The 20,120-nt window shown below is 71.4% G+C and carries 20 protein-coding genes; 9 read left to right on the top strand and 11 right to left on the bottom strand.

All coding sequences use genetic code 11. From position 1 onward, the window contains the following. Nucleotides 1-132 precede the first annotated feature (132 nt). The 3 genes from ABZY89_RS19690 to ABZY89_RS19680 are packed head-to-tail and all read left to right on the top strand — an operon-like array spanning nt 133 to nt 4,688. Complete coding sequence (locus ABZY89_RS19690; RefSeq protein ID WP_355229902.1) at nt 133-1,086, top strand: MoxR family ATPase; 954 nt, start codon at nt 133-135, stop codon at nt 1,084-1,086. Nucleotides 1,087-1,107: 21 nt separating this feature from the next. Further along, nucleotides 1,108-2,400, top strand: coding sequence for a DUF58 domain-containing protein (locus tag ABZY89_RS19685; protein WP_355229900.1), 1,293 nt, complete (start codon nt 1,108-1,110; stop codon nt 2,398-2,400). Continuing rightward, nucleotides 2,400-4,688 (top strand): DUF3488 and transglutaminase-like domain-containing protein, encoded by a 2,289-nt coding sequence (locus tag ABZY89_RS19680; RefSeq protein ID WP_355229899.1) that lies wholly within the window; start codon nt 2,400-2,402, stop codon nt 4,686-4,688. Before ABZY89_RS19685 ends, ABZY89_RS19680 begins: the two co-directional genes overlap by 1 nt. Before the next feature lie 24 nt (nt 4,689-4,712). On the opposite strand, the gene ABZY89_RS19675 is transcribed toward ABZY89_RS19680, so the two are convergent. The 5 genes from ABZY89_RS19675 to ABZY89_RS19655 all read right to left on the bottom strand — a co-directional run bounded on the left by ABZY89_RS19675 (nt 4,713) and on the right by ABZY89_RS19655 (nt 8,543). Beyond that, on the bottom strand, nt 4,713-5,081 hold the full coding sequence (locus ABZY89_RS19675; RefSeq protein WP_160024339.1) for a DUF3040 domain-containing protein: 369 nt from the start codon (nt 5,079-5,081) through the stop codon (nt 4,713-4,715). Between the two features lie 145 nt (nt 5,082-5,226). Then, nucleotides 5,227-6,432: a DNA polymerase IV gene (gene dinB, locus ABZY89_RS19670; RefSeq protein WP_355229897.1), complete on the bottom strand. Its 1,206-nt coding sequence runs from the start codon at nt 6,430-6,432 to the stop codon at nt 5,227-5,229. A gap of 33 nt (nt 6,433-6,465) precedes the next feature. Then, on the bottom strand, nt 6,466-7,269 hold the full coding sequence (locus ABZY89_RS19665; protein ID WP_355229895.1) for a methyltransferase domain-containing protein: 804 nt from the start codon (nt 7,267-7,269) through the stop codon (nt 6,466-6,468). A 49-nt stretch (nt 7,270-7,318) separates the two neighbouring features. Then, nucleotides 7,319-7,780 (bottom strand): SAV_6107 family HEPN domain-containing protein, encoded by a 462-nt coding sequence (locus ABZY89_RS19660; RefSeq protein ID WP_355017918.1) that lies wholly within the window; start codon nt 7,778-7,780, stop codon nt 7,319-7,321. 169 nt (nt 7,781-7,949) lie between these two features. Beyond that, nucleotides 7,950-8,543 carry a hypothetical protein gene (locus ABZY89_RS19655; RefSeq protein WP_355229893.1) on the bottom strand — a complete coding sequence of 198 codons (594 nt, stop codon included), beginning with the start codon at nt 8,541-8,543 and terminating at the stop codon, nt 7,950-7,952. Between the two features lie 143 nt (nt 8,544-8,686). Between ABZY89_RS19655 and ABZY89_RS19650 the strand changes: the two genes are divergently transcribed. Together ABZY89_RS19650 and ABZY89_RS19645 are read left to right on the top strand one after the other, a co-directional pair. Continuing rightward, a complete protein-coding gene (locus ABZY89_RS19650) occupies nt 8,687-9,322 on the top strand; it encodes a DUF4126 domain-containing protein (protein ID WP_355229892.1) in 636 nt (211 codons plus the stop codon). Then, a complete protein-coding gene (locus tag ABZY89_RS19645; RefSeq protein ID WP_355229891.1) occupies nt 9,319-10,644 on the top strand; it encodes an NAD(P)/FAD-dependent oxidoreductase in 1,326 nt (441 codons plus the stop codon). The genes ABZY89_RS19650 and ABZY89_RS19645 overlap by 4 nt, the downstream gene beginning before the upstream one ends. A gap of 19 nt (nt 10,645-10,663) precedes the next feature. Here ABZY89_RS19645 and metF read toward each other — a convergent pair whose 3' ends face one another. Next, nucleotides 10,664-11,554, bottom strand: a complete 891-nt coding sequence (metF, locus tag ABZY89_RS19640) for a methylenetetrahydrofolate reductase [NAD(P)H] (RefSeq protein ID WP_355229889.1) — start codon at nt 11,552-11,554, stop codon at nt 10,664-10,666. 34 nt (nt 11,555-11,588) lie between these two features. Here metF and ABZY89_RS19635 point away from each other — a divergent pair, with 34 nt between their 5' ends. Then, on the top strand, nt 11,589-12,674 hold the full coding sequence (locus tag ABZY89_RS19635) for a polyprenyl synthetase family protein (protein ID WP_355229887.1): 1,086 nt from the start codon (nt 11,589-11,591) through the stop codon (nt 12,672-12,674). A 7-nt stretch (nt 12,675-12,681) separates the two neighbouring features. Here the strand turns inward: ABZY89_RS19635 and ABZY89_RS19630 are convergent, their stop codons facing one another. Continuing rightward, nucleotides 12,682-13,359, bottom strand: coding sequence for an anti-sigma factor (locus ABZY89_RS19630; RefSeq protein ID WP_355229886.1), 678 nt, complete (start codon nt 13,357-13,359; stop codon nt 12,682-12,684). After that, nucleotides 13,349-13,981: an ECF RNA polymerase sigma factor SigK gene (sigK, locus tag ABZY89_RS19625; RefSeq protein ID WP_355229884.1), complete on the bottom strand. Its 633-nt coding sequence runs from the start codon at nt 13,979-13,981 to the stop codon at nt 13,349-13,351. Before sigK ends, ABZY89_RS19630 begins: the two co-directional genes overlap by 11 nt. 101 nt (nt 13,982-14,082) lie before the next feature. Between sigK and ABZY89_RS19620 the strand changes: the two genes are divergently transcribed. Continuing rightward, nucleotides 14,083-15,645 carry a molybdopterin-dependent oxidoreductase gene (locus ABZY89_RS19620; protein ID WP_355229883.1) on the top strand — a complete coding sequence of 521 codons (1,563 nt, stop codon included), beginning with the start codon at nt 14,083-14,085 and terminating at the stop codon, nt 15,643-15,645. Here the strand turns inward: ABZY89_RS19620 and ABZY89_RS19615 are convergent, their stop codons facing one another. From ABZY89_RS19615 to ABZY89_RS19605, 3 genes are read right to left on the bottom strand one after another with little or no spacing between them, the layout of a single operon-like run. After that, nucleotides 15,646-16,068, bottom strand: coding sequence for a barstar family protein (locus ABZY89_RS19615; RefSeq protein ID WP_355229881.1), 423 nt, complete (start codon nt 16,066-16,068; stop codon nt 15,646-15,648). A gap of 7 nt (nt 16,069-16,075) precedes the next feature. After that, the gene (locus tag ABZY89_RS19610; protein ID WP_355229879.1) at nt 16,076-16,492 is read right to left on the bottom strand and encodes a ribonuclease domain-containing protein; all 417 of its coding nucleotides are present in this window, start codon (nt 16,490-16,492) and stop codon (nt 16,076-16,078) included. Between the two features lie 31 nt (nt 16,493-16,523). Beyond that, the gene (locus ABZY89_RS19605) at nt 16,524-16,895 is read right to left on the bottom strand and encodes an Rv2175c family DNA-binding protein (RefSeq protein WP_355229878.1); all 372 of its coding nucleotides are present in this window, start codon (nt 16,893-16,895) and stop codon (nt 16,524-16,526) included. Between the two features lie 113 nt (nt 16,896-17,008). Here ABZY89_RS19605 and pknB point away from each other — a divergent pair, with 113 nt between their 5' ends. After that, entirely contained in the window at nt 17,009-19,144 is a 2,136-nt protein-coding gene (gene pknB, locus ABZY89_RS19600; RefSeq protein ID WP_355229877.1) for a Stk1 family PASTA domain-containing Ser/Thr kinase, read from the top strand. 2 nt (nt 19,145-19,146) lie between these two features. Continuing rightward, nucleotides 19,147-20,046 carry a deoxyribonuclease IV gene (locus ABZY89_RS19595; protein ID WP_355229875.1) on the top strand — a complete coding sequence of 300 codons (900 nt, stop codon included), beginning with the start codon at nt 19,147-19,149 and terminating at the stop codon, nt 20,044-20,046. Nucleotides 20,047-20,120 lie beyond the last annotated feature (74 nt).

Here is a 20,120-nt window from a genome sequence, read left to right as displayed (position 1 = left end):
CCGCCTACAGGTCACAGTCGGGTGAATGACGCAGACGCCCGTAGGCGCTACCCCGTACGGTGTTCCCATAAGCAGGGTGAGTCGGAAGGACGCGACGTGACGACGCCGTTGGAGGCCCCAGGATCGGGTCCAGTGCATGGGACAGAGATCGAGACATTGGTGCGGGTCGCGGGCCGCATTCGCGACAGCATCGAGAAGGTGATCGAAGGAAAGACCGACGTCGTCGACTCCACGCTGACCGTGCTGCTCGCCGAGGGACACCTCCTGATCGAGGATGTGCCCGGGGTCGGCAAGACCCAGCTCGCGAAGGCACTGGCGCGCTCGATCGACTGTTCGGTGCGCCGCATCCAGTTCACGCCCGACCTGCTCCCGAGCGATGTCACCGGGGTGTCGATCTTCAACCAGAACACCCGGGAGTTCGAGTTCCGCCCGGGTGGCATCTTCGCCAACATCGTGGTCGGCGACGAGATCAACCGTGCCTCTCCCAAGACCCAGTCGGCGTTGCTGGAGTGCATGGAGGAGCATCAGGTCACCGTCGACAACGTGACCTACCAGCTGGAGTCGCCGTTCATGGTGATCGCGACCCAGAACCCGATCGAGATGGAGGGGACGTACGCCCTCCCCGAGGCGCAGCGCGACCGGTTCATGGCGCGGGTGTCGGTCGGCTATCCGCCGGTCGGCTCCGAGATCGCGATGCTGGCCAGCCACAGCGCGGCCAACCCGCTCGACGACCTCGACCCGGTCACCGACGCCGTGGAGATCCGCAAGCTCGTCGGCGTCGTCAACCAGATCTACGTGTCGGAGGCGGTCCGCCGCTACACCGTCGCGCTGACCGCGGCGACCCGCACCAACAACGAGCTCGCTCTGGGTGCCTCGCCGCGGGCGAGCCTCCACCTGCTGCGGGCCGCCAAGGCTCATGCCGCCCTGCACGGACGCGAGTTCGTCCTCCCCGATGACGTACGCAGGCTGACCGGTCCGGTCCTTGCCCACCGTCTCCTCCCCAGCGCCTCCGCGGCGATGCACGGCCGGTCGGTCACCGACATCCTCGAGTCCGTCGTGTCCGCCGTCCCGGTGCCACAGTCCTGATCCACGAGGGAACCGTCCGATATGCGTGAGGCACTGTCCGGACTGACCATCCGAGGCCGGGCTTTCCTGGCCGCCGGGATCACCGCCATCGTCTGCGGGATCCTGCTGGACCAGTCCACGCTGTCCCGGATCGGGATGCTGCTGGTCGCCCTGCCGCTGGTCACCGCGGTGGTCGCCGCCTGGGGCCGCTACCGGCTCGCGCTCGTCCGCCACATCGAGCCGCACCTGACCGAGGCCGGTCAGCCGGCCAAGGTCGAGCTCACCATCGCCAACGAGGGCCGGATCCCCACCGGGACCCTGCTGCTGGAGGAGACGGTGCCGTACGCCCTGGGTGGGCGCCCGCGCTTCGTGGTCGACCGGATCGGCTTCGGGTGGCGTCACAAGCTCGGCTACCAGATCCGCTCCGAGATCCGGGGCCGCTTCGACATCGGCCCGATGCGCGTGACCGTGGCCGACCCGTTCGGCCTGGTCGAGCTCAACCGCGCCTTCCAGTCCACTGTCCCGTTCACGGTCACCCCGAGAGTGGTCCCGTTGCCCCCGACTCCCCTGACCGGCAACGCCACCTCGTCGGGCGACTCCCGGCCGCGGGCGTTCCTCGGTGGCAGCGCGGAGGACGTCACGGTGCGTGAGTACCGCCGCGGCGACGAGCTGCGGCGGGTGCACTGGCGCAGCTCGGCGCGCCTCGGCGAGCTGATGGTGCGCCGCGAGGAGCAGCCCTGGCAGGCCCGGGCCACCGTCTTCCTCGACAACCGTCGCTCGGTCCACCGCGGCCAGGGCGCGAGCTCCTCCTTCGAGCACGCCGTCGTGGTCGCCGCCTCGGTCGCGGTGCACCTGGTCGAGGCCGGCTACTCGGTGCGGCTGGTGACCTCCGGCGGAAACACCCCCGGCGTCGCGGGCAGCGGTGAGCTCAACGCCGGCTGGCACGACCGCGAGGGTCAGGCCGACGCGGCCGCCCTGCTGGAGGCGCTCGCCGTGGTCGAGACCGTCCAGCACCACCGCATCGACGCCTCCTGGATCGGCGAGGCCGGCCAGGGTGGCGTCACCGTCGCGGTGCTCGGCTCGCTCGACGAGGACGACGCCGGCGTGCTTCGCCGGGTGCGACACCACACCGGCGCCGCGCTCGCCTTCTCGCTCGCCGTCGACGGCTGGAGCGCGGTGCACCTGGCGCCCGAGCAACGGCGGCCCAGCGGCGTACCTCTGCTCATCCAGCACGGCTGGAAGGCGGTCGAGCTCGGGGTCGGCGACTCGGTGGCCACGCGCTGGCGCGAGCTCGGCACCCGGGGCGCGGCGGCGGGAGCGGGGGCAGCGCGATGATGACCTCCAGAGACACACGCGGCGTCGTGCCCGCCATGGCGGTGCCGCTGACCTGCTTCCTGACCGTCCTGTTCGCGCTGTCGTCATGGGGCTCGTTCACGAGCACCCGGTTCCCCTACCTCGGCCCGATCCTGGTCGCCGGCCTGCTCGTGGTCGGCACCGGCATCTCCGCGCGGCTGCTGCGCGTGCACGGCTCGGTCGTGGTCCTGCTGCAGTTGCTTCTCGGCACGATCGCGACCGGCCTCCTGGTCGTGCAGCACCCCTTCCCAGTCACCGGCGGCGGCCGGGCACGGGTCACGGCGGAGATGACCGAGGCGTACGTCGCGTTCAACCCGTTCGACCTGCCGATGTCCGGGCCGGAGGTGGCGCCCTACCTCATCCCGGGCGGTGTCGCGGCGGTGCTGCTGGCGGACATCCTCGCCGTCTCTCTGCGGCGGCCGCCGATGATGGGGCTCGTGGTGCTGGGCGTCTTCACGGTGCCGTTCAGCATCATCGGCGCTGGCGGCTGGGGCGGTGTCTCCTGGGTCGTCTTCGCACTCACCGCGATCTCGTTCCTGGTGATGCTGCGCCTCGATCGTGCCCAGCAGCTGAGCCGCTGGGGCCGGCGCCTCGACGACGACCTCCCGGTGGTGCCCGCCGCCGGGCCGGCGGTCATCGGCGTCTCCGCGGTCGTGATCGCCCTGCTCACCCCGGCGTGGCTGCCCAGCCCGAACGTCTCCCTTCCCGGCCTGGGTCCGGGTGACGGCAACGGCCCGCTGCGAGTGATCAACCCGACCGTCGGGCTCTACGACGACCTGCGCCGGCAGAGCGACCAGGTGATGGTGTCCGTGACACCCGTCTACGGCGACACCGAGACTCCCCCGTCCTATCTCCGCGTCGGGGCCCTGACCAAGTTCACCGGCACGGAGTGGACCTCCGGCAACCGTGACGTGCCCTCCGACCACAGCGGCGTGGCCACCTTCGAGCCGCCGATGTCCGACGCGACCCTGCTGGGTGATCCCACGACCTACCAGCTGCGGGCGAGCGCGAAGTTCCAGTCGACCTGGCTGCCGATCTTCGCCCATCCCCTCGAGGTCACCGCCCGGGGGCCGTGGCGCTACGACGAGGACACCCTCGACTTCATGTCCACCGAGGGCAGGGACCAGACCGTCGCCGGGCAGAGCTGGCGGATGACCGCCGCCCCCGTCGAGCCGTCCCAGGAGCGACTCCTCGCCGCCGGCGACCCCGGCGTCGGCGCCCCGCCGGGCATGACCGACCTGCCGCTGCTCCCCGACGAGATCGAGGAGATCGCCCTGGAGCGGACCGCCGGCCAGGACCGGCCGTTCGCCAAGGCGGTCGCCCTGCAGAACTGGTTCCGCCACAGCGGCGAGTTCACCTACAGCCTGGAGCGTGACGTCGGCGCCGACAGCGCGGCCCTGCTGGACTTCCTGACCGACAACAAGATCGGCTACTGCCAGCAGTACGCCACGGCCATGGCCGTGCTCGCTCGCGAGCTCGGCATCCCGGCCCGGGTCGCCTTCGGCTTCCTGGGCGGCGACCAGGACGAGGACGGCGTGTGGCAGTTCCGCGGCCGCGACCTGCACGCCTGGCCCGAGCTGTGGTTCGAGGACATCGGCTGGATCCGCTTCGAGCCGACCCCGTCGGCCGCCGACACCAGCGAGCCCGGCTACACCACCGGTGCGCTGGGCAACGCCCGCAACGAGCCGGAGGCGCCGGTTCCCAGCGCCGGCACGAGCGTCGCGCCGGTGCCCAACCGGCCGCAGCGCGAGGAGCCGGACACGCCCGAGGTCGCCGACACCGGCACCGAGGAGTCCAACGCCGGCGCCGTCTGGACCGGCCTGGGGATCGTCGCCCTGGTCGGCCTGATCGCCCTCGCGGCGCCGGCGGTGATCCGGCGCCGGCGGCGTACGACTCGCCTCGCGGGCGACGCCGAGGCCGGCTGGAGCGAGCTGGGCGACACCGCGATCGACCTCGGTCTCCCCTGGACCGGGACCCGTTCACCCCGGGAGGAGGCCACCGGCCTGGCCCCGCATCTGCAGGATCGCGAGCCGATGCTCGCGCTGCAACGGATCGTGGCCGCCGTCGAGCGCAACCGCTATGCGGAGCATCGCGACACCGCAGCGGTCGGGGACGACGTACGCCTGGTCTCGGCCACGCTCAGGGAGCACGCCGATCGGCGTGCCCGTCGCCGGGCACGCCTGTGGCCGGCGTCGGTCTTCCGCCGCCGGCCCGCGCCAACCTCCGACGGACCGGTTGCGCGGTCCGAGCGGGAGCTGATCTCGTCCTAGAGGTCCCTCTGAGAGGTCGTTCTCTCAGAGGTCGTTGTCGCGGCGGCGCTGCTTCCAGCGCTCGCTGGCCCGGTCGAAGAACGAGCTGCGGGGCGTGTGGTCCCCGTCGTCCTCCTCGACCGCGGCAGCACCACGAAGAGCGGTGAGCAGCACGGAGGTCGAGGCCAGCATCACCAAGAAGCCGACCACCCCGACGATCCACATCCGTGAGATCACACCGGTCATCAGCAACGCGACACCACCGGCGAGCACGATGCCCGCGATGACCGCGTGTCGACGTTGGGCACGACGCAAGGCCGTGCCTCGGAGGGCGGAGGCGAACTTCGGGTCCTCCGCCGAGAGCGCGCGCTCCATCTGCTCGAGCAGGCGAAGCTCCTCTTCCGAGAGTGGCACCGTACCTCCCATGTCCTGTTGGGGCATCTCCAAGTCTAGGCTGGCCACCCTGAAGGCGGTAGTGAGCCCAGAAAATTCTTGCCCCTTGACGTTCTGCCACATGGCACAACCAGGACTGATTGTGTCAAGCAAAGTGGCGGGTGCGTCAACCCCGGCCCTGATCGAGCAGGCTCGCGCGGCGTACGAGGCTGGATCCGAAGCGTTCGGCGACCTTGTCGATGGCGCGGTCGGCCTCGGACCAGCCCCGCTCCCGCTCGCCGAGCACCAGCTGCCGGTCGGTGCCCTCGCGGGTGACCAGGTGCTCGACCCGGACCCCGACCAGGCGCAGGGCCCGGCCCCGGAGATTCAGCTCGTCGTAGAGGCGGACCGCGGTGGCGTGCACCTCCTGGGTGACGTCGGTGGGATCAGGCAGCGTGCGCGAGCGCGAGATGGTCTTGAAGTCGGTGAACCGCACCGTCAGCGCGACCGTGCGGCCGACCGTGCCGGCCCGCCGCATCCGCCGGGTGACCCGGGCCGAGAGGCGCAGCAGCTCGCGGACGATGTCCTCGCGGTCGCTCAGGTCGTGACCGAAGGTCTCCTGGGCGCCGGTGGACCGGTCGGGCAGGTCGGGGCCCAGCCGGCCGGTCAGCTCGCGCCGGTCGGTGCCGGTGGCGAGCCGGTGCAGGTGGCCGCCGAGGCGCGGGCCGAGGATCTGGTGGAGGGTCGGCACCGGGGTGCGGGCGATGTCGCCCACCGTTTCGAAGCCGAGCCGCCTCAGCCGGGTCCGGGTGCTCGGGCCGACGCCGTAGAGCTCGCCGACGTCGAGCGGGTGGAGGAAGCCGGGGATCTCCTCCGGCCGGACGACCACGACGCCGTCGGGCTTCGCCTTGCGGCTGCCGACCTTGGCGACGCTCGGGGTGGGCGCGACACCGACCGAGCAGGTGATGCTCAGCTCCTCGGCGATCTGGCGGCGGATCCGCTGGGCGATCTCCTCGGGGCTCCCGAAGAGCCTGGTCGCTCCCCGTACGTCGAGGAACGCCTCGTCGACGCTGACCACCTCCACCAGCGGCGTGGCGCGGCGGAAGATCTCCCGGACCTGGTGGGAGACCTCGGCGACCTCACCGAAGTCGAGACGGACCGAGACGAGCTGAGGGCACAGCCGTCTCGCCATCGAGCCCGGCATCGCGGCCCGCACGCCGTAGGCCCGCGCCGGATAGTTGGCGCAGGTCACCACGCCACGGGCGTGTCCCCCGACCACCACCGGCTGGTCCCAGAGCTCAGGTTGGTGCCTGATGGCCACCGATACGAAGAAGGCGTCCATGTCGACATGGAGGATCGGGGTGGCCTCCGGAGCGCCAGCGGAGGAGGTCACCCCGATCCTCCAAGGGCGCGGACAAGCGAGCCGTCAGCGAAGCGAAGCGAGCAAGTGCACCTGCGAGGCCAGCGGCAGGTAATCAGCGCGGGTAGAAGCACGCTGCTCGAGCTCGACGAGCGCACTGGTCGCGCCAGGATCGACGTCGAGCAGAGACCCGGGAACGTGATCCACGAAGACACGTACGCCGCGAACATCCGAGACCGCGAAGCCGGCGGCCTCGAGCAGCCCGGTGACCTCGTCGAGGGCGAAGCGCCGACCCGAGCGCCCCTGCGGAGCGGTGTCGTCGAGAAGCTCGGCCGCTTGCGCGAAGTGGCCGGCCAGAGCGCGGGAGAGGACGGCGGCGGTGCGCTGGGCGACCAGCAGGCTGAGCGTTCCGCCGGGCCGGAGCACCTCGCGGATCCCCGCCAGTGCGGCAGCAGGGTCGGGAACGACCTCGAGGACGCCGTGGCAGAGCACCACGTCGGCACCGCTGGGGTCGGCGACATCGGAGAGTGCGGCCAGGTCGCCCTGGCGCGCGTCGACGGAGACGCCGGCCTCGCGGGCCCGGCGGTCGAGCGCGGCCAGCGCATCGGGGCTGGGGTCGACGACGGTGACCCGGTGGCCGAGCCCGGCGATACGTACGGCTGAGGTGCCGGTGCCGCCGCCGATGTCGAGGACGTCGAGCGGGCCGGAGGCCAGGACCGGGTCGAGCGCGTCCCAGACGGCGACGGTCCGGGCGCCTGCCCGACGACTGGTTGGAGACGACGGGAGCGAGGCCGAACGGCGAGCTTGCTCGTCCGTTCGCGCCGAGCGAGGGAGTGACCGCGCGGAGCGCGGAGCGGAGCCAGCTGACATGGGGCCAAGCGTAGGCCCTGCCTCCCACCCTGCGTACGCCACACCTGGATCAGCCCACGAGGCGGTCGTGGCGGAGCGGGGTGGCCTGCGAGGTGTGGGCCATCAGCCCGAGCGACTCCTCGACGACGGCGAGGAACCGGTCGGCGTCACGCACCTGCTCGTCGGCCTCCTCCGCGGTGACCGCACGGATGGAGCCGGCCTCCGCAGCGGCGCGCTTGGCGGCGCCGGCGGCGAAGTAGTCGGCCCACTCGGAGAGCTCGGGCGCGACCTTCTTGAGGCGGACCCAGGCGTTCCACGGGCGACGGCGACCGGCGCGGCTCGCGGCCTCGACGGGATCGGTGCGGGCGGCGATCAGAGCGGCGGCGGCCTGGAGTGCGGCGACGTGAGCGATGGCGTACCTGCTCGGCACGTCGTCGGCCACGATCGCCTCCGCGAGGGTCTCGGTGGCTCGGAAGAGGTAGCTGTGCGTCGTGGCCGGCAGCAGATGCATCGGGTCGTCCTTCTCGCTCACGGTCGACCCCGCAGTGGACGGCTCTGGCGGGCGTCGGGGGTCGAGGACGACGCCCGCCAGAGCCTGGTTGTTCGAACATCTGTTCGAACACGTGATCAAACTACACCCCACCACCGACAGTCACAAGACGTTTCGGTGGCGGGGCGTGTCGAGCGGTGCTGCGGGTCGCTCAGTCGTCGGCGACGGCGCCGCGGATGAGGTGCGGCGGGTGGATGTAGCGGGTGTTGGCCGGCAGCCACATGACCACCAGCAGCCCTGCGGCGATGACGATCGCGATCGTGGTGAGCACGCTGATGATCACCGGCGGGCCGGTCAGGATGCCGCCGACGCTGGCCACCGCGGAGATGAACACCAGGAACGTGATCACGATGCGGGCCCACTCGAAGCCGTTGCGGAGGAAGACCGCGAGCACACCGAGCATGCCGGCCATCACCCCGAACAGGGTGATTGCGGGGGCGATGAACGCCGGCGCGCTGACCCGGTTGTCGGTGGGCGGATTGATGAGGGCCTCGAGCCCCTCGGTCTCCAGGATGCGCTTGGCCGAGGCGTTGCCCTCCGCCCACGCGCGCACCAGGTCATCGGAACGCAGCACCATGACCACGACCACGACGGCGCTGAACGCGATCAGACCGACGATCAGCCGAACCGCCCACGTCATCTCGCGCGGCACGGGCTCAGCAGCGAGGGCGGCGACCTCGTAGGCGACCTCCGGGTCCTCGTTCACGACCACACCTTCGTTCTCGTCGGGTGTCGTCATGGTCATCCGGTCTCCTTGCGACGTGGGGGGAACTCTGCGTTGATCAGCCCATTCTGCCGCACGGTGCACAACGGAGGTAAATACGGGATCGCGTGCGCTTGGTCTCGGGCCAGGTCCGAGCTGTCGGTGTCGTACGCCAAGATGTCTCCATGGAATCTCTAGCGCTGACCTTCTCCAGCGGGTGGGCCAGTGGCATCAACGCCTATCTGGTCGTGCTGGTGCTCGGCGTCGTGCAGCGTACGACGGGGGCCGAGGAGATCCCTGACGTGCTCGGCACCTGGCCGGTGCTGGCGGCCGCGGGGGCGATGTTCGCGATCGAGTTCGTCGCGGACAAGGTGCCCTACGTCGACTCGACCTGGGACTCGATCTCCACGGTGATCCGGCCCACGATCGGCGCCGTGATCGGTGTCCTGCTCGCCGGTGAGGCCGACTCGCTCAACGCGGCCGTCGGCGGCGTCGTGGGCGGCACCTCGGCGTTCATGTCCCACCTGGTCAAGGCCAGCGAGCGACTGGCGGTCAACTCCTCCCCCGAGCCGGTCTCCAACTCGGTGGTCAGCCTGGCCGAGGACGGCCTCGTCCTCGGCGTGGTCTGGTTCGCGACCGAGCACCCGCTGGCCGCCGCCGGCATCGCCGCGGCCCTGCTGGCGGCCGGGCTGGTGCTGGTGTACTTCATCATCCGCACCGTTCGCGGGGGCTGGCGCAGGCTCACCCGCCGCGGACGACGGGGTGCACCGCCTCCGGAGGGGCCCTCCGACGGCACTACCAAGCCCTACCCCGTCCAATGACGAGCATCGTCGTCCTCGGGGGCGGGTACGCCGGGATGGCCAGCGCCGCCAGGCTGGCCAAGCTCGGCCACTCGGTGACCCTTCTCGAGGCCTCCGGTCAGCTAGGCGGCGCCCTGGTGCCGGTGCGTGAGGAGGGGTTCGCCTGGGACGCCTCGGCGACCTCGACGCTCCTGCCCGCGGTGATGCGCGACCTGTTCCGCAAGTCCGGACGGCCGGCCGAGCGTGAGCTGGAGCTGGTGCCGATGGACGTCATCCGCGAGCACCGGTTCGCCGACAAGACCTCGGTGTCGGTGCCCGGCGGCACCCGCGGCGCCCAGCTGGCGGCCTTCGACGAGCTGGGCCCGGGCATGGGCCAGCAGTGGACCGACTATGTCGCCAGGTTCAGCGAGGACTGGGAGGTGCTGCGCCAGCACTACTTCGAGGTGCCGTGGGAGCCCTCGGCGCTGCCCGCGGCCGTCGCGGAGCGGTTCCGGTCGCGCGAGACCCTCCACAAGCGGCTGCGCAAGACGTTCAAGGACGAGCGGCTCCGGCTGGTCGCGGCGCACCCGTTCGTCGCGGCGGGGCAGGAGCTGCGTGACGTACCTGCCTGGGCGGGGCTCACCGCCTATCTCGAGCAGCGCTTCGGCGCCTGGCGGGTCGAGGGCGGGATGGGGGTCGTGGCCGAGGTCCTCGCCGCCCGGATGGCCACCCGCCGGGTCTCGGTGCAGACCGCGACCCGCGTGGAGGACATCGTCGTACGCGACGGACGGGCGGTCGCGGTCAGCACCACCGCCGGCGAGATCGATCTCGGCGCCGACGGAGCGGTCGTGGTCGCCTTCGATCCGCGCTCGCTGCCGGCGCTGCGGCCGCTGGTGGAACGTACGTTGCCGGCGATCCCGCCGATGACGTTCCACCTCGGACTCTCCTCGCTGCCCGAGCACCTCGTCGATCTTCCCGACGAGCTGGTGCTCCACGGCGAGCCCACCCTGGTCGTACGCACCCGCGGCCTCGCCCCCGAGGGGCAGCACGCCTGGACGATCCACTCCCACGGCAAGCTGATGGAGGACGTCCTGCTCGCGCTGGCGCGCCACAAGATCGACCTGCGCGAGCACGTCGTGCACCGTGTCGACCTGGGCGCCGCCGAGCTCGTACGCCGCTGGCGCGGGTCGCCGCTGGGCGTGAAGTGGGCGGGTCGCGGGACGGTGTTCCAGCGCCTCGGGCCGCGCACCCCGCTCCCCAACGTCTACGCCGCCGGCGCCCACGCCACGCCCGGCTCCGGGCTGCCGTTCGCCGGGCTCTCGTCCGCGCTGGTCGCGCAGTCGGTCGGGCCCGCCGAGAAGTGAGCCGAGAAGTGAGCGCGGCCTAGACCGTCACGTTGAGCTTGGCGAAGATCTCCAGCGTCGCCTTGGAGCGGTTGAGGGTGTAGAAGTGCAGCCCCGGGGCGCCTCCGTCGAGGAGCTCCTGGCAGAGCTCGGCGGCCACGGCGATGCCCTCGGCACGGATGTCGGCAGGCTCGGGGCCGGCGGCGCTGAGGCGCTCGACGATCTCCTCGGGGACCTCGGCGCCGATCAGCTCGCTCTGGCGCCGGATGGCCGCGAGGTTCAGGATCGGCATGATCCCGGGCAGGATCGGGATGTCGACGCCGCGGGCTCGGACCCGGTCGACGAGACCGAAGTAGTCGGCCGCACGGAAGAACATCTGGGTGACCGCGAACTCCGCGCCGGCCTTCGCCTTGGCGACCAGTACTTCGGCGTCGGCCTCGAGCGACTCGGCACTCGGGTGGCCCTCCGGGAAGGCGGCGACGCCGATGCGGAAGTCGCCGCGCTCGCGGGCCAGCTTCACCACGTCGATCGCGTAGTCGAGGCCGCCCGGGGTCGGGGTCCACTCGGCGCGCGGCCCCTCGGCGGGGTCGCCGCGCAGCGCCATCACGTGCGCGACTCCCTTCGCCGCATAGGAGTCCAGGATCCCGGTGACTTCGTCGCGGGTGTGGCCGACGCAGGTCAGGTGGGCGACCGGCAGCAGCTCGGTCTCCGCGGCGATCCGGCCGGTGATGGCGACCGTCTTGTCACGGGTCGAGCCGCCGGCGCCGTAGGTGACGCTCACGAAGGTGGGGCGGTAGGGCTCCAGCGCGCGTACGGCGTTCCACAGCTGCTCCTCGCCGGCCTCGTCCTTCGGTGGGAAGAACTCGAAGGAGAACGAGCGCTCGCCTTGGTTGATCAGCTCCGCCAGGGAGCGTCCACGTCCAGTCACCATCGGGCCATCCTAGGCAGTGCCCTAGGCTCGGAGAGTGAATGAAACGTGGGACGCCGATGAATTCCGCAGTCGCGTCCAGGGGGCACTGGACACCTTCCTCGAGACGCAGTCCGAGCGGCTGGCTCCGCTCGGTGACGAGGTCGAACTGCTGCTGCGCCGGGCCCGCGAGTCGATGTCCGGTGGCAAGCGGCTGCGGGCCGCGTTCTGCTACTGGGGCTTCCACGCGGTCCGCCCCTCCCCCTCGCCGGCCGAGGAGGAGTCGCTCGTCCGGGCGGCCGCCGCGCTCGAGCTGCTCCAGGCCTCGGCGCTCGTCCACGACGACGTCATCGACGACTCCGACACCCGGCGCGGAGCGCCGGCCGCGCACCGCGCGTTCGAGGCCGACCACTCCGCCGCAGGCTGGCCGGGCCGGTCCCGAGCCTATGGCGACGCCGCGGCCGTGCTCCTCGGCGACCTGCTGCTGACCTGGTCGGACGAGCTGCTGCGTACCTCTGGGTTCGGGGGCTCCGAGACCTCCGCCGCCCTCTCGGTGTTCGACCACACCCGCAGCGAGGTGATCGCCGGGCAGTTCCTCGACATCACCGTCCAGGCCCGTGGCGCCGCGGACGTCGAGGCGGCGATGAAGGTGGTGCGCTACAAGGCGGCCAAGTACTCCGTCGAGCGCCCCCTCCACGTCGGCGCCGCCCTGGCCGGCGCCTCTCCGGAGCAGATCGAGGCGCTGTCGGCCTACGGCCTCCCCGTCGGCGAGGCCTTCCAGCTCCGCGACGACCTTCTCGGTGTCTTCGGCGACCCCTCGGTCACCGGCAAGCCCGCCGGCGACGACCTCGTCGAGGGCAAGCGCACCGTCCTGGTCGCCCTCGCCCTGAAGGCCTCACCGACCACCGACGCCGACCTCCTGGACCGCTCCCTCGGCCAGCCGCTCAGCGTGGACCAGGTCGCGGCGCTGCGTACGATCATCGCCTCCTCCGGCGCCGAGCAGCAGGTCGAGAAGACCATCACCGAGCTCGCCGACCAGGGCCTCACCGCCCTCGACGACGCCAAGTCGTCAGGCGTACTCGACGCCAACGCCGCCGAAGTCCTCCGCGCCCTCGCCACCGCCGCCACCCAGCGCACGGTCTGACCCGGCGTCAGAGGCGCTCGGCAGGCATCTCGAAGAGGACCTTCTCGGAGGGCTGGTCGGAGCCGCCCTCGGGTTCCATGGTGACCATCAGGTCGCCGTCCTCGACCGGTACGGCGACGGCCATCTCCTCGTCGAGGACGCCTGCGGACTCCATGCCGGCGTCGGTGTGCCACCAGACCTGGTAGGTCATGCCGTCGGGACGGTCGAGGTGGGCGGTGTCGACGGCGACCATGTGCATCTCGTGGGACATCGCGACCATCAGCTCGCCGTCGGAGGTCTCCTCCTTGTGCATCCGCGCGTCCGGGGCCGACATCACTTCGGCGGCGGTCATCGCGGGCGGGTCGTCATCTCGTACGACCACGCTGACCGTCACTCCGACACCGATGACCAGGGCCGCGACCGCGGCGATCACGCCCGCGAACCAACGACGACGAGCGCGGCCCGCGGCGACCACGGGCGGTAGCTGCGGAGTCTCCGAGGCCGTACGCATCACCCGCGCGCGCAGCGATGCCGGAGGGGTCTCGGCGACCTCATCGGCCAGCGAAGCGGTCGCCGACCGCAGCGAGTCGACCTCCTCGCGGCAGTCGGGGCAGGCAGCCAGGTGCGCCTCGACCTCTGCTCGCTCACCGGGCTCCAGTGCGTGGAGGAGGTAGGCCCCGACCAGACCGTGTACGTCAGGCGCCATGACCAGCCCCTCCACCCTTTGCCTCGGGCTCCGCTTCGGCCAGGCAATCTCTGAGACGGATCAGCCCGTCCCGCATCCGCGACTTCACCGTCGGCAAGGGCCGGCCGAGCAGCTCGGCGACCTCGGGATAGGTGAAGCCCTGGTAGTAGGCCAGCCGCACGGCCTGGGACTGCAGCGGCGTGAGGGAGTCCAGGCAGCGGCGTACGCCTTCGTGCTCCGCCGCCATGACGACAGCGTCCTCCGGGCCGGCGACGTCCACCGGCTCACGCCGGCCGACGTGCTCCTCCCGCGCTCGCGAGGCCTGCGTGGAGCGCACGGTGTCGACCGCGCGACGGTGCGCGATCGTCAGCACCCAGGTCCGGGCGGAGCCGCGCGACGGGTCGAACCGGGCCGCCTGGCGCCACACCTCGGTGAACACCTCCTGGGTCACCTCCTCCGCACGCGAGGGGTCCCGCACGACCCGCCGGGCGACGCCGAAGACCAGCGGAGCCAGCTCGTCGTAGAGCCGGCCGAAGGCGTCGAGGTCGCCACCGGCTACCGCGGCGAGCGCCGCCGCGGGGTCCAGGTCGTCATCGGGGTCAGGCGACGACTCGTCGCCCACGACCCGCAGCGCTCGCCGCACGCGCACCCCTTTCGACAAATGAAAGATCTCATCCCGGGTTCGCAGCCGAAGAGTGGGAGGATTGGTCCCATCCGCCCATCGATCGGCCACGAACCCACAGCATGACATCCGGCAACCTCGCCGAGCAGAAGGCCTCGAGCTCCGCTTCGGCACCACGTCTTCCGTACGGCCCCCTCGCGGGCATCGCCGCCGGCGTACTCGGTCTCGGCGTCGCCGAGCTCATCGCCGCCCTGGCCGGCGGCGCCTCGCCGCTGCTCGCGCTCGGCGACCGGGTCATCGACCTCACCCCTCGCTGGCTCAAGGAGGCGGCGGTCGCCACCTTCGGCACCGCCGACAAGCCGATCCTGCTCGCCTGCGTCGGGCTGGTCACGCTGGCCCTGCTCGGCGTCGCCGGCGCCCTGGCCGTACGCCGCCCCATCCTCGGCGCGGGCATGCTCGTGCTCCTCGGGGCCATCGACATCGCCGCTCTCCTGGCCGACCGGGCCGGCAACGGAACGACCGGGATCGTGGCGATCGTGATCGGCCTCGCTGTCGGCATCACCGCACTGATCCTCCTGACCCGGCCCCTACGCGACACCGACAGCCCGCCCACCGAGGCCGAGGCCCCCGACGGCTTCGACCGTCGCAGGTTCCTGGTCGCCGCGGCGGCGGTGACCGCGGTGGGTGCGGCCGGCGGGGTCGGCGCCAAGGTGGTCGCCGGGCGCCGGCTCCCGGCGACGAGGGTGGCCATCCCCGCGGCGGTCTCCCCCGCCGCGCCCCTCCCGGCGGGCGCGGAGCTCCGGATCGACGGGCTGACGCCCCACCTCACCCCCGTCGACGACTTCTACCGCATCGACATCGCCCTGCTCACCCCACGCGTCGACGTCGCCGACTACCGGCTCAAGATCCACGGTCTGGTCGACGACCCGGTCGAGCTCACCTACGAGGACCTGCTCGCGATGCCGCTCTACGAGCGCCGCGTGACGATCTGCTGCGTATCCAACGAGGTCGGCGGCGACCTGATCGGCAACGCGACCTGGACCGGCGTACGCATCCGCGACGTCCTCAAGCGCGCCGGCCTCTCTCCCGACGCCGACGCGGTGAAGTCCACCGGGGCCGACGGCATCACCATCGGCACCCCGCTCGAGGCGCTCACCGACGGCCGCGACTCCCTGCTCGCGATCGCCCAGGACGGCGAGCCGCTGACCCGGGACCACGGCTTCCCCGTACGCATGGTCGTCCCGGGCCTCTACGGCTACGTCTCGGCGACCAAGTGGCTCACCGAGCTGGAGGTCACCCGCTTCGCCGACTTCCGCGCGTACTGGACCGACCGCGGCTGGTCCGCCGAGGGCCCGATCAAGACCGAGTGCCGCATCGACCTGCCCGGAGACGACGTCATGCCCGGTGAACGCACCATCGCCGGCGTCGCCTGGGCGCAGCACCGGGGTGTGAGCAAGGTCGAGGTACGCATCGACGACGGCCCCTGGCAGCCCGCCACGCTCGCCGCCGAGGACAGCATCGACACCTGGCGCCAGTGGACCTACCGCTGGGACGCGACCGAGGGCGAGCACCGGATCCAGGCGCGGGCGTACGACCGCACCGGCACTCCGCAGACCGCCGACGAGGCGCCGCCCGCTCCCGACGGAGCCACCGGCTACCCGACGCGTACGGTCAACGTCGGGTGATCAGTCCAGGTCGGTCAGGTCCGTCTCCGGGCCGTCCCCGCGCAGCAGCACGGTGAACGCCGGCCGGTCCTCGGAGATCTCCGCGGCCCGGTCCTGGAGGACCCGGACGATCCTGTCGAAACCGTTCCGATCCGCGTACGCAGCGCACCCCCATGTCTCCCACAGCAGCACCGTGGGCGCGGAGAGATCGCGCAGCGAGTCCCAGAGCGCGTCGAGGTTGCGGCCGAAGTGGGCCGGGAAGCCCAGCGCAGCGCCGATGGCACCGAGCACCTCGTCCTTGGTCTCGGCCACGTCGGCGATCTGCGCCAGCGACCAGCCCGCGCCCGTCACCGACTCGGAGAGGTCGGCCGCGGCCAGCTCGGTGTGCCAGCGATAGACGCCGGGATCGACCTTCCCTGCCAAGAGACCTGCCAGTCCACTCATGTCTCCATCACCCCCGGTCGATCCGTGAGAACGACTCGTAGTGGTCCTCGGTGAAGTAGAACTCTCCACCCTCGCCTGTGACGATACGCCGCGCGCCCCGGTCATCGGAGCCAGGCGTCGGCACGGTGTATTCGGCGTAGTAGTCCGACTCCTCCTCCGGCAGGATCCCCTCGCGGTTGCCGAAGGTGCTGCCGTCCTTGCCCGGGTAGGGGAACGGGCCGCCGGCGTCGATCAGGTCGAGCGTCTCCACGCCTTCGGGCGGCAGGTCGGACTCCGCGATCCAGGCGAGCCCGCTCTCGGGGTCGGTGCCGGTCTTCCCGCCACCGTCCGCCCCGGAGTCACCTCCGGTGCCGCCTCCACATCCGGCGACCAGCGCCATCAGGACGGCGATCAGCAGGGCGACCAGGGCAGACTTCGACCTCACGAGGTTCCTCCGAGACGTACGGACCGGTCGTCTAGAGTGCCATGGCCTGGGCCCGGCGCTTGACCTCCGACCCGCGGTTCTCCCGAAGCGCGTCGATCGGGCGGCCGGGAAGGTCGTCGTCGAGGAAGAGCCAGGCGATGATCTCGCGGTCGTCGTAGCGTCCGTCGTGGAGCACGTGCAGCAGCCCGCTCAGACCCTTGACCGGCAGACCGTCCTGGATGAAAAGGGCCGGGATGTGCTGGCCCTTCACCCCCGGAGGCACCGCCGCGGCGAGCTCGTGCTCGCGGATCATGGTGCGCACCTTCCCCACGGTCACTCCGAGCAGCGACGCGGCCGTAGCCCAGTCGATCCACTCTTCAACCAGGACACCCAGATCCTGCTCCGCCAACCGCAAGTCACTCATAACAATCACATTACCGGCCCGGGTAGCCGGTCCGGAAAGTCGTGAGTGGGACCCGCTGGTCCGTACCATTGCCCGGTCCGGAATACTTCTCCAACCGGAGACAGGAGGATCGCGTGGCTAGTGAGGCGGACCCCCGTGACGACGTCATCGGGCGCCACGGCGGAGGCTCGGCTACCGCATCCGAACCCCTTCTGGGCAAGGTCTTGGGGATGCGTTACCGGATCGTCGAGAAGGTCGCGAAGGGCGGCATGGCGACGGTCTACGTGGCCCACGACATGCGGCTGGACCGCATCGTCGCCGTCAAGGTCATGCACCAGGACCTCGACGAGGAGGGCAACTTCGCCGAGCGGTTCGTACGCGAGGGCAGGTCTGCCGCGAAGCTCTCCCACCCCAACGTGGTCGCCGTCTACGACCAGGACGAGGACGACGGCGTCGCCTTCCTCGCGATGGAGTACATCGAGGGACACACCCTGCGCGACACCATCGCCTCACAGGCTCCGCTGGGCGCGGCGAAGGCGCTGGCCTACATCGAGCCGATCCTGAGCGCGATGACCGCGGCCCACGCGGTCGGGATCGTGCACCGCGACATCAAGCCCGAGAACGTGCTCATCACCACCGGTGCCGCCTCGATCTCGCAGCGGGTCAAGGTCGCCGACTTCGGTCTGGCCCGGGTGATGAACAACAACTCCAACGACGCCACCACCGGCAACCTCGTCGGCACCGTCTCCTATCTCGCGCCCGAGCTGGTCACCGAGTCCAGGTCCGGGCCGCGGTCCGATGTCTACGCCGCCGGCGTCGTGCTCTACGAGCTGCTCACCGGCCGCAAGCCGCACAGCGGTCCCTCGCCGGTCGAGATCGCCTACAAGCACGTCCACGAGGACATCCCGCCGCCCTCGAAAGCCGCCCCCGGCATCCCCCGGTACGTCGACGCCCTGGTCGCCCGCGCGACCGCCCGTGATCCCGAGCTGCGCCCGGCCGACGCCGGCGTGCTGCTGCGCATGGTCAACCGGGTCATGGCCACCCTGTCCGCGGGCATCTTCGACGACCCCGACCTCACCGCCGACCTGGCGCTCCCCCGGCCCGGCGCGCCCGAGCAGGGCGCCCAGGGCAGCGGTGGCACCGACTCCCCGGCACGGGCTCACGACGAGTCCGGCGCCGAGACGACCGCCGTCCTGCCCGCGCTCGGTCTGGGACCGTCCGGACAGTCAGGGCCGTCCGGTCCGCCGCCGGGTCGTCCCCCGGGTCCGCCGGGACCGCCTCCGGGCGTCGGACTCCCCGCGGGCACCCGGCTCTCGCTGAGCGAGCCCGAGGAGAACGTACGCATCGCCCCGACCCCCGCGCAGCCGAAGCAGCGCTGGAGCATGCCGGCGACCTGGAAGGCCCCGTTCGCCATCGGAGCCGCCGTGGTGGCCGTCGCGCTGGTGGCGGGCGGCCTGTGGTGGTTCATCGACGGCCGCTACGAGCGGGTGCCCTCGGTGGCCGGCCTGAGCAAGGCCGCAGCCACCACGCAGCTGCAGGACGCCGGCTTCGAGGTCTCGGCCAACACCGAGTTCTCCGACACCGTCGAGGAGGGCGTCGTGATCGACTCCGACCCCGGCCGCGACGACAAGGCGCTGCCCGGATCGACGGTCGAGATCAGCGTGAGCAAGGGCGTCGAGGAATACTCGGTGCCCAAGGTGAAGGGCATGCTCGCCGACGACGCCCAGGACGAGATCCGCGACAAGGGCCTCGGCATCGGCGACCCGATCGAGAAGTTCAACGACAACGTCCCCGAGGGCCACGTCATCAACTCCCAGCCGCGCCCCGGCACCCTGGTGCGGCCCGGCAAGGCGATCGTGCTCGTGATCAGCAAGGGTCCGGCTCCCGTCGACATCGTCGACTGGACCGGCCGCAGCGCGGAGCGCGCCAAGAAGTCGCTGGAGGCCGACGGCCTGAAGGTCGAGATCCAGGAGGAGGAGAACCAGGAGATCCAGCCCGGCACCGTGCTCAGCCAGAGCCCCAACTCCGGCACCCTCCCCAAGGGCGAGACCGTGACCCTCGTGGTCGCCAAGGGCCCGGCCGCTGTCGCGGTTCCCAACGTCGTCGGCGCCGACAAGGCCACAGCCAGGCAGACTCTCGAGGCCGCCGGATTCAAGGTCAAGGAGGAGCCGGAGGCCGGCATCAACCTCGGCCTCGGCTACGTGACCCGTCAGGAGCCGGCGGGCGGCGAGGCTCCCTACGGCTCCGAGATCACGATCTGGCTGAACTGACCTTGACGACTTCTCGGACCTCCCTTCGCAACCCGATCGGCACCCACGTACAGGTCGGCAAGGGTCTCGTCGCCGGTGCCCTCGCCAACACCGACGCGGTCGGCGGCGAGACCCTGCAGATCTTCGTCGGCAACCCACGCGGCTGGGCGCTCTCGGCCGGGAAGCCCGCCGAGGACAAGGCGTTCCGGGCAGAGCTCGAACGGCGCGGCATGCGCGCCTTCGTCCACGCCCCCTACCTGGTCAACCTCGGCTCGCCGACCCCTGCCACCTACGAGAGGTCAGCCGCCCTGGTCGCCCACAACCTCCGCCGCGCCGCCGACATCGGCGCCGAAGGGGTCGTCATCCACACCGGCTCCTTCGTCTCCCCCGACGGGGATGCGACCGAGAAGCACGCCGTCGCGATGAAGCAGGTACGCGAGGCGCTGCTTCCGGTGCTCGACGAGATCTCCGCCGACGACGCGCCCTGGCTGCTGCTGGAGCCGACCGCCGGCCAGGGACGCTCGCTGTGCGCGGGCGTCGAGGACCTGCCGGCCTACCTGGAGGCCGTCGACTTCCACCCCAAGGCCGGGATCTGCCTGGACACGTGCCACGTCTTCGCCGCCGGCGCCCCGCTGGACGAGCCCGGTGGCGCGACCGCGTGCGTCGACCGCATCGTCGAGATCGGCGGCCCCGGACGCCTCCGGCTGATCCACGCCAACGACTCCAAGGACGTACGCGGCAAGCACCTCGACCGCCACGAGCAGATCGGCCGGGGCCACATCGGCACGGCGGCCTTCGAGGAGCTCTTCGCACATCCGGCGACCGACGGAGTCCCCTTCATCCTGGAGACTCCCGGCTCTCGCGACGCGGACAACCCCGATATCGCGCTGCTCCGCGATCTGCGGGCATCGGCCCAAGGTTAAGGCGGGTGACCTAGTCTTGGGAACGCACGGGAGTGATCTTCGACGCCATGGGGGTGGCATGACCAGCTGCGCAC

This window comes from Nocardioides sp. NPDC006303 (genome assembly GCF_040613175.1).
Classification (GTDB): domain Bacteria; phylum Actinomycetota; class Actinomycetes; order Propionibacteriales; family Nocardioidaceae; genus Nocardioides.
The sequence above is the reverse complement of the archived record's forward strand: the minus strand, read 5'-3'. Positions and strand labels throughout refer to the sequence as shown.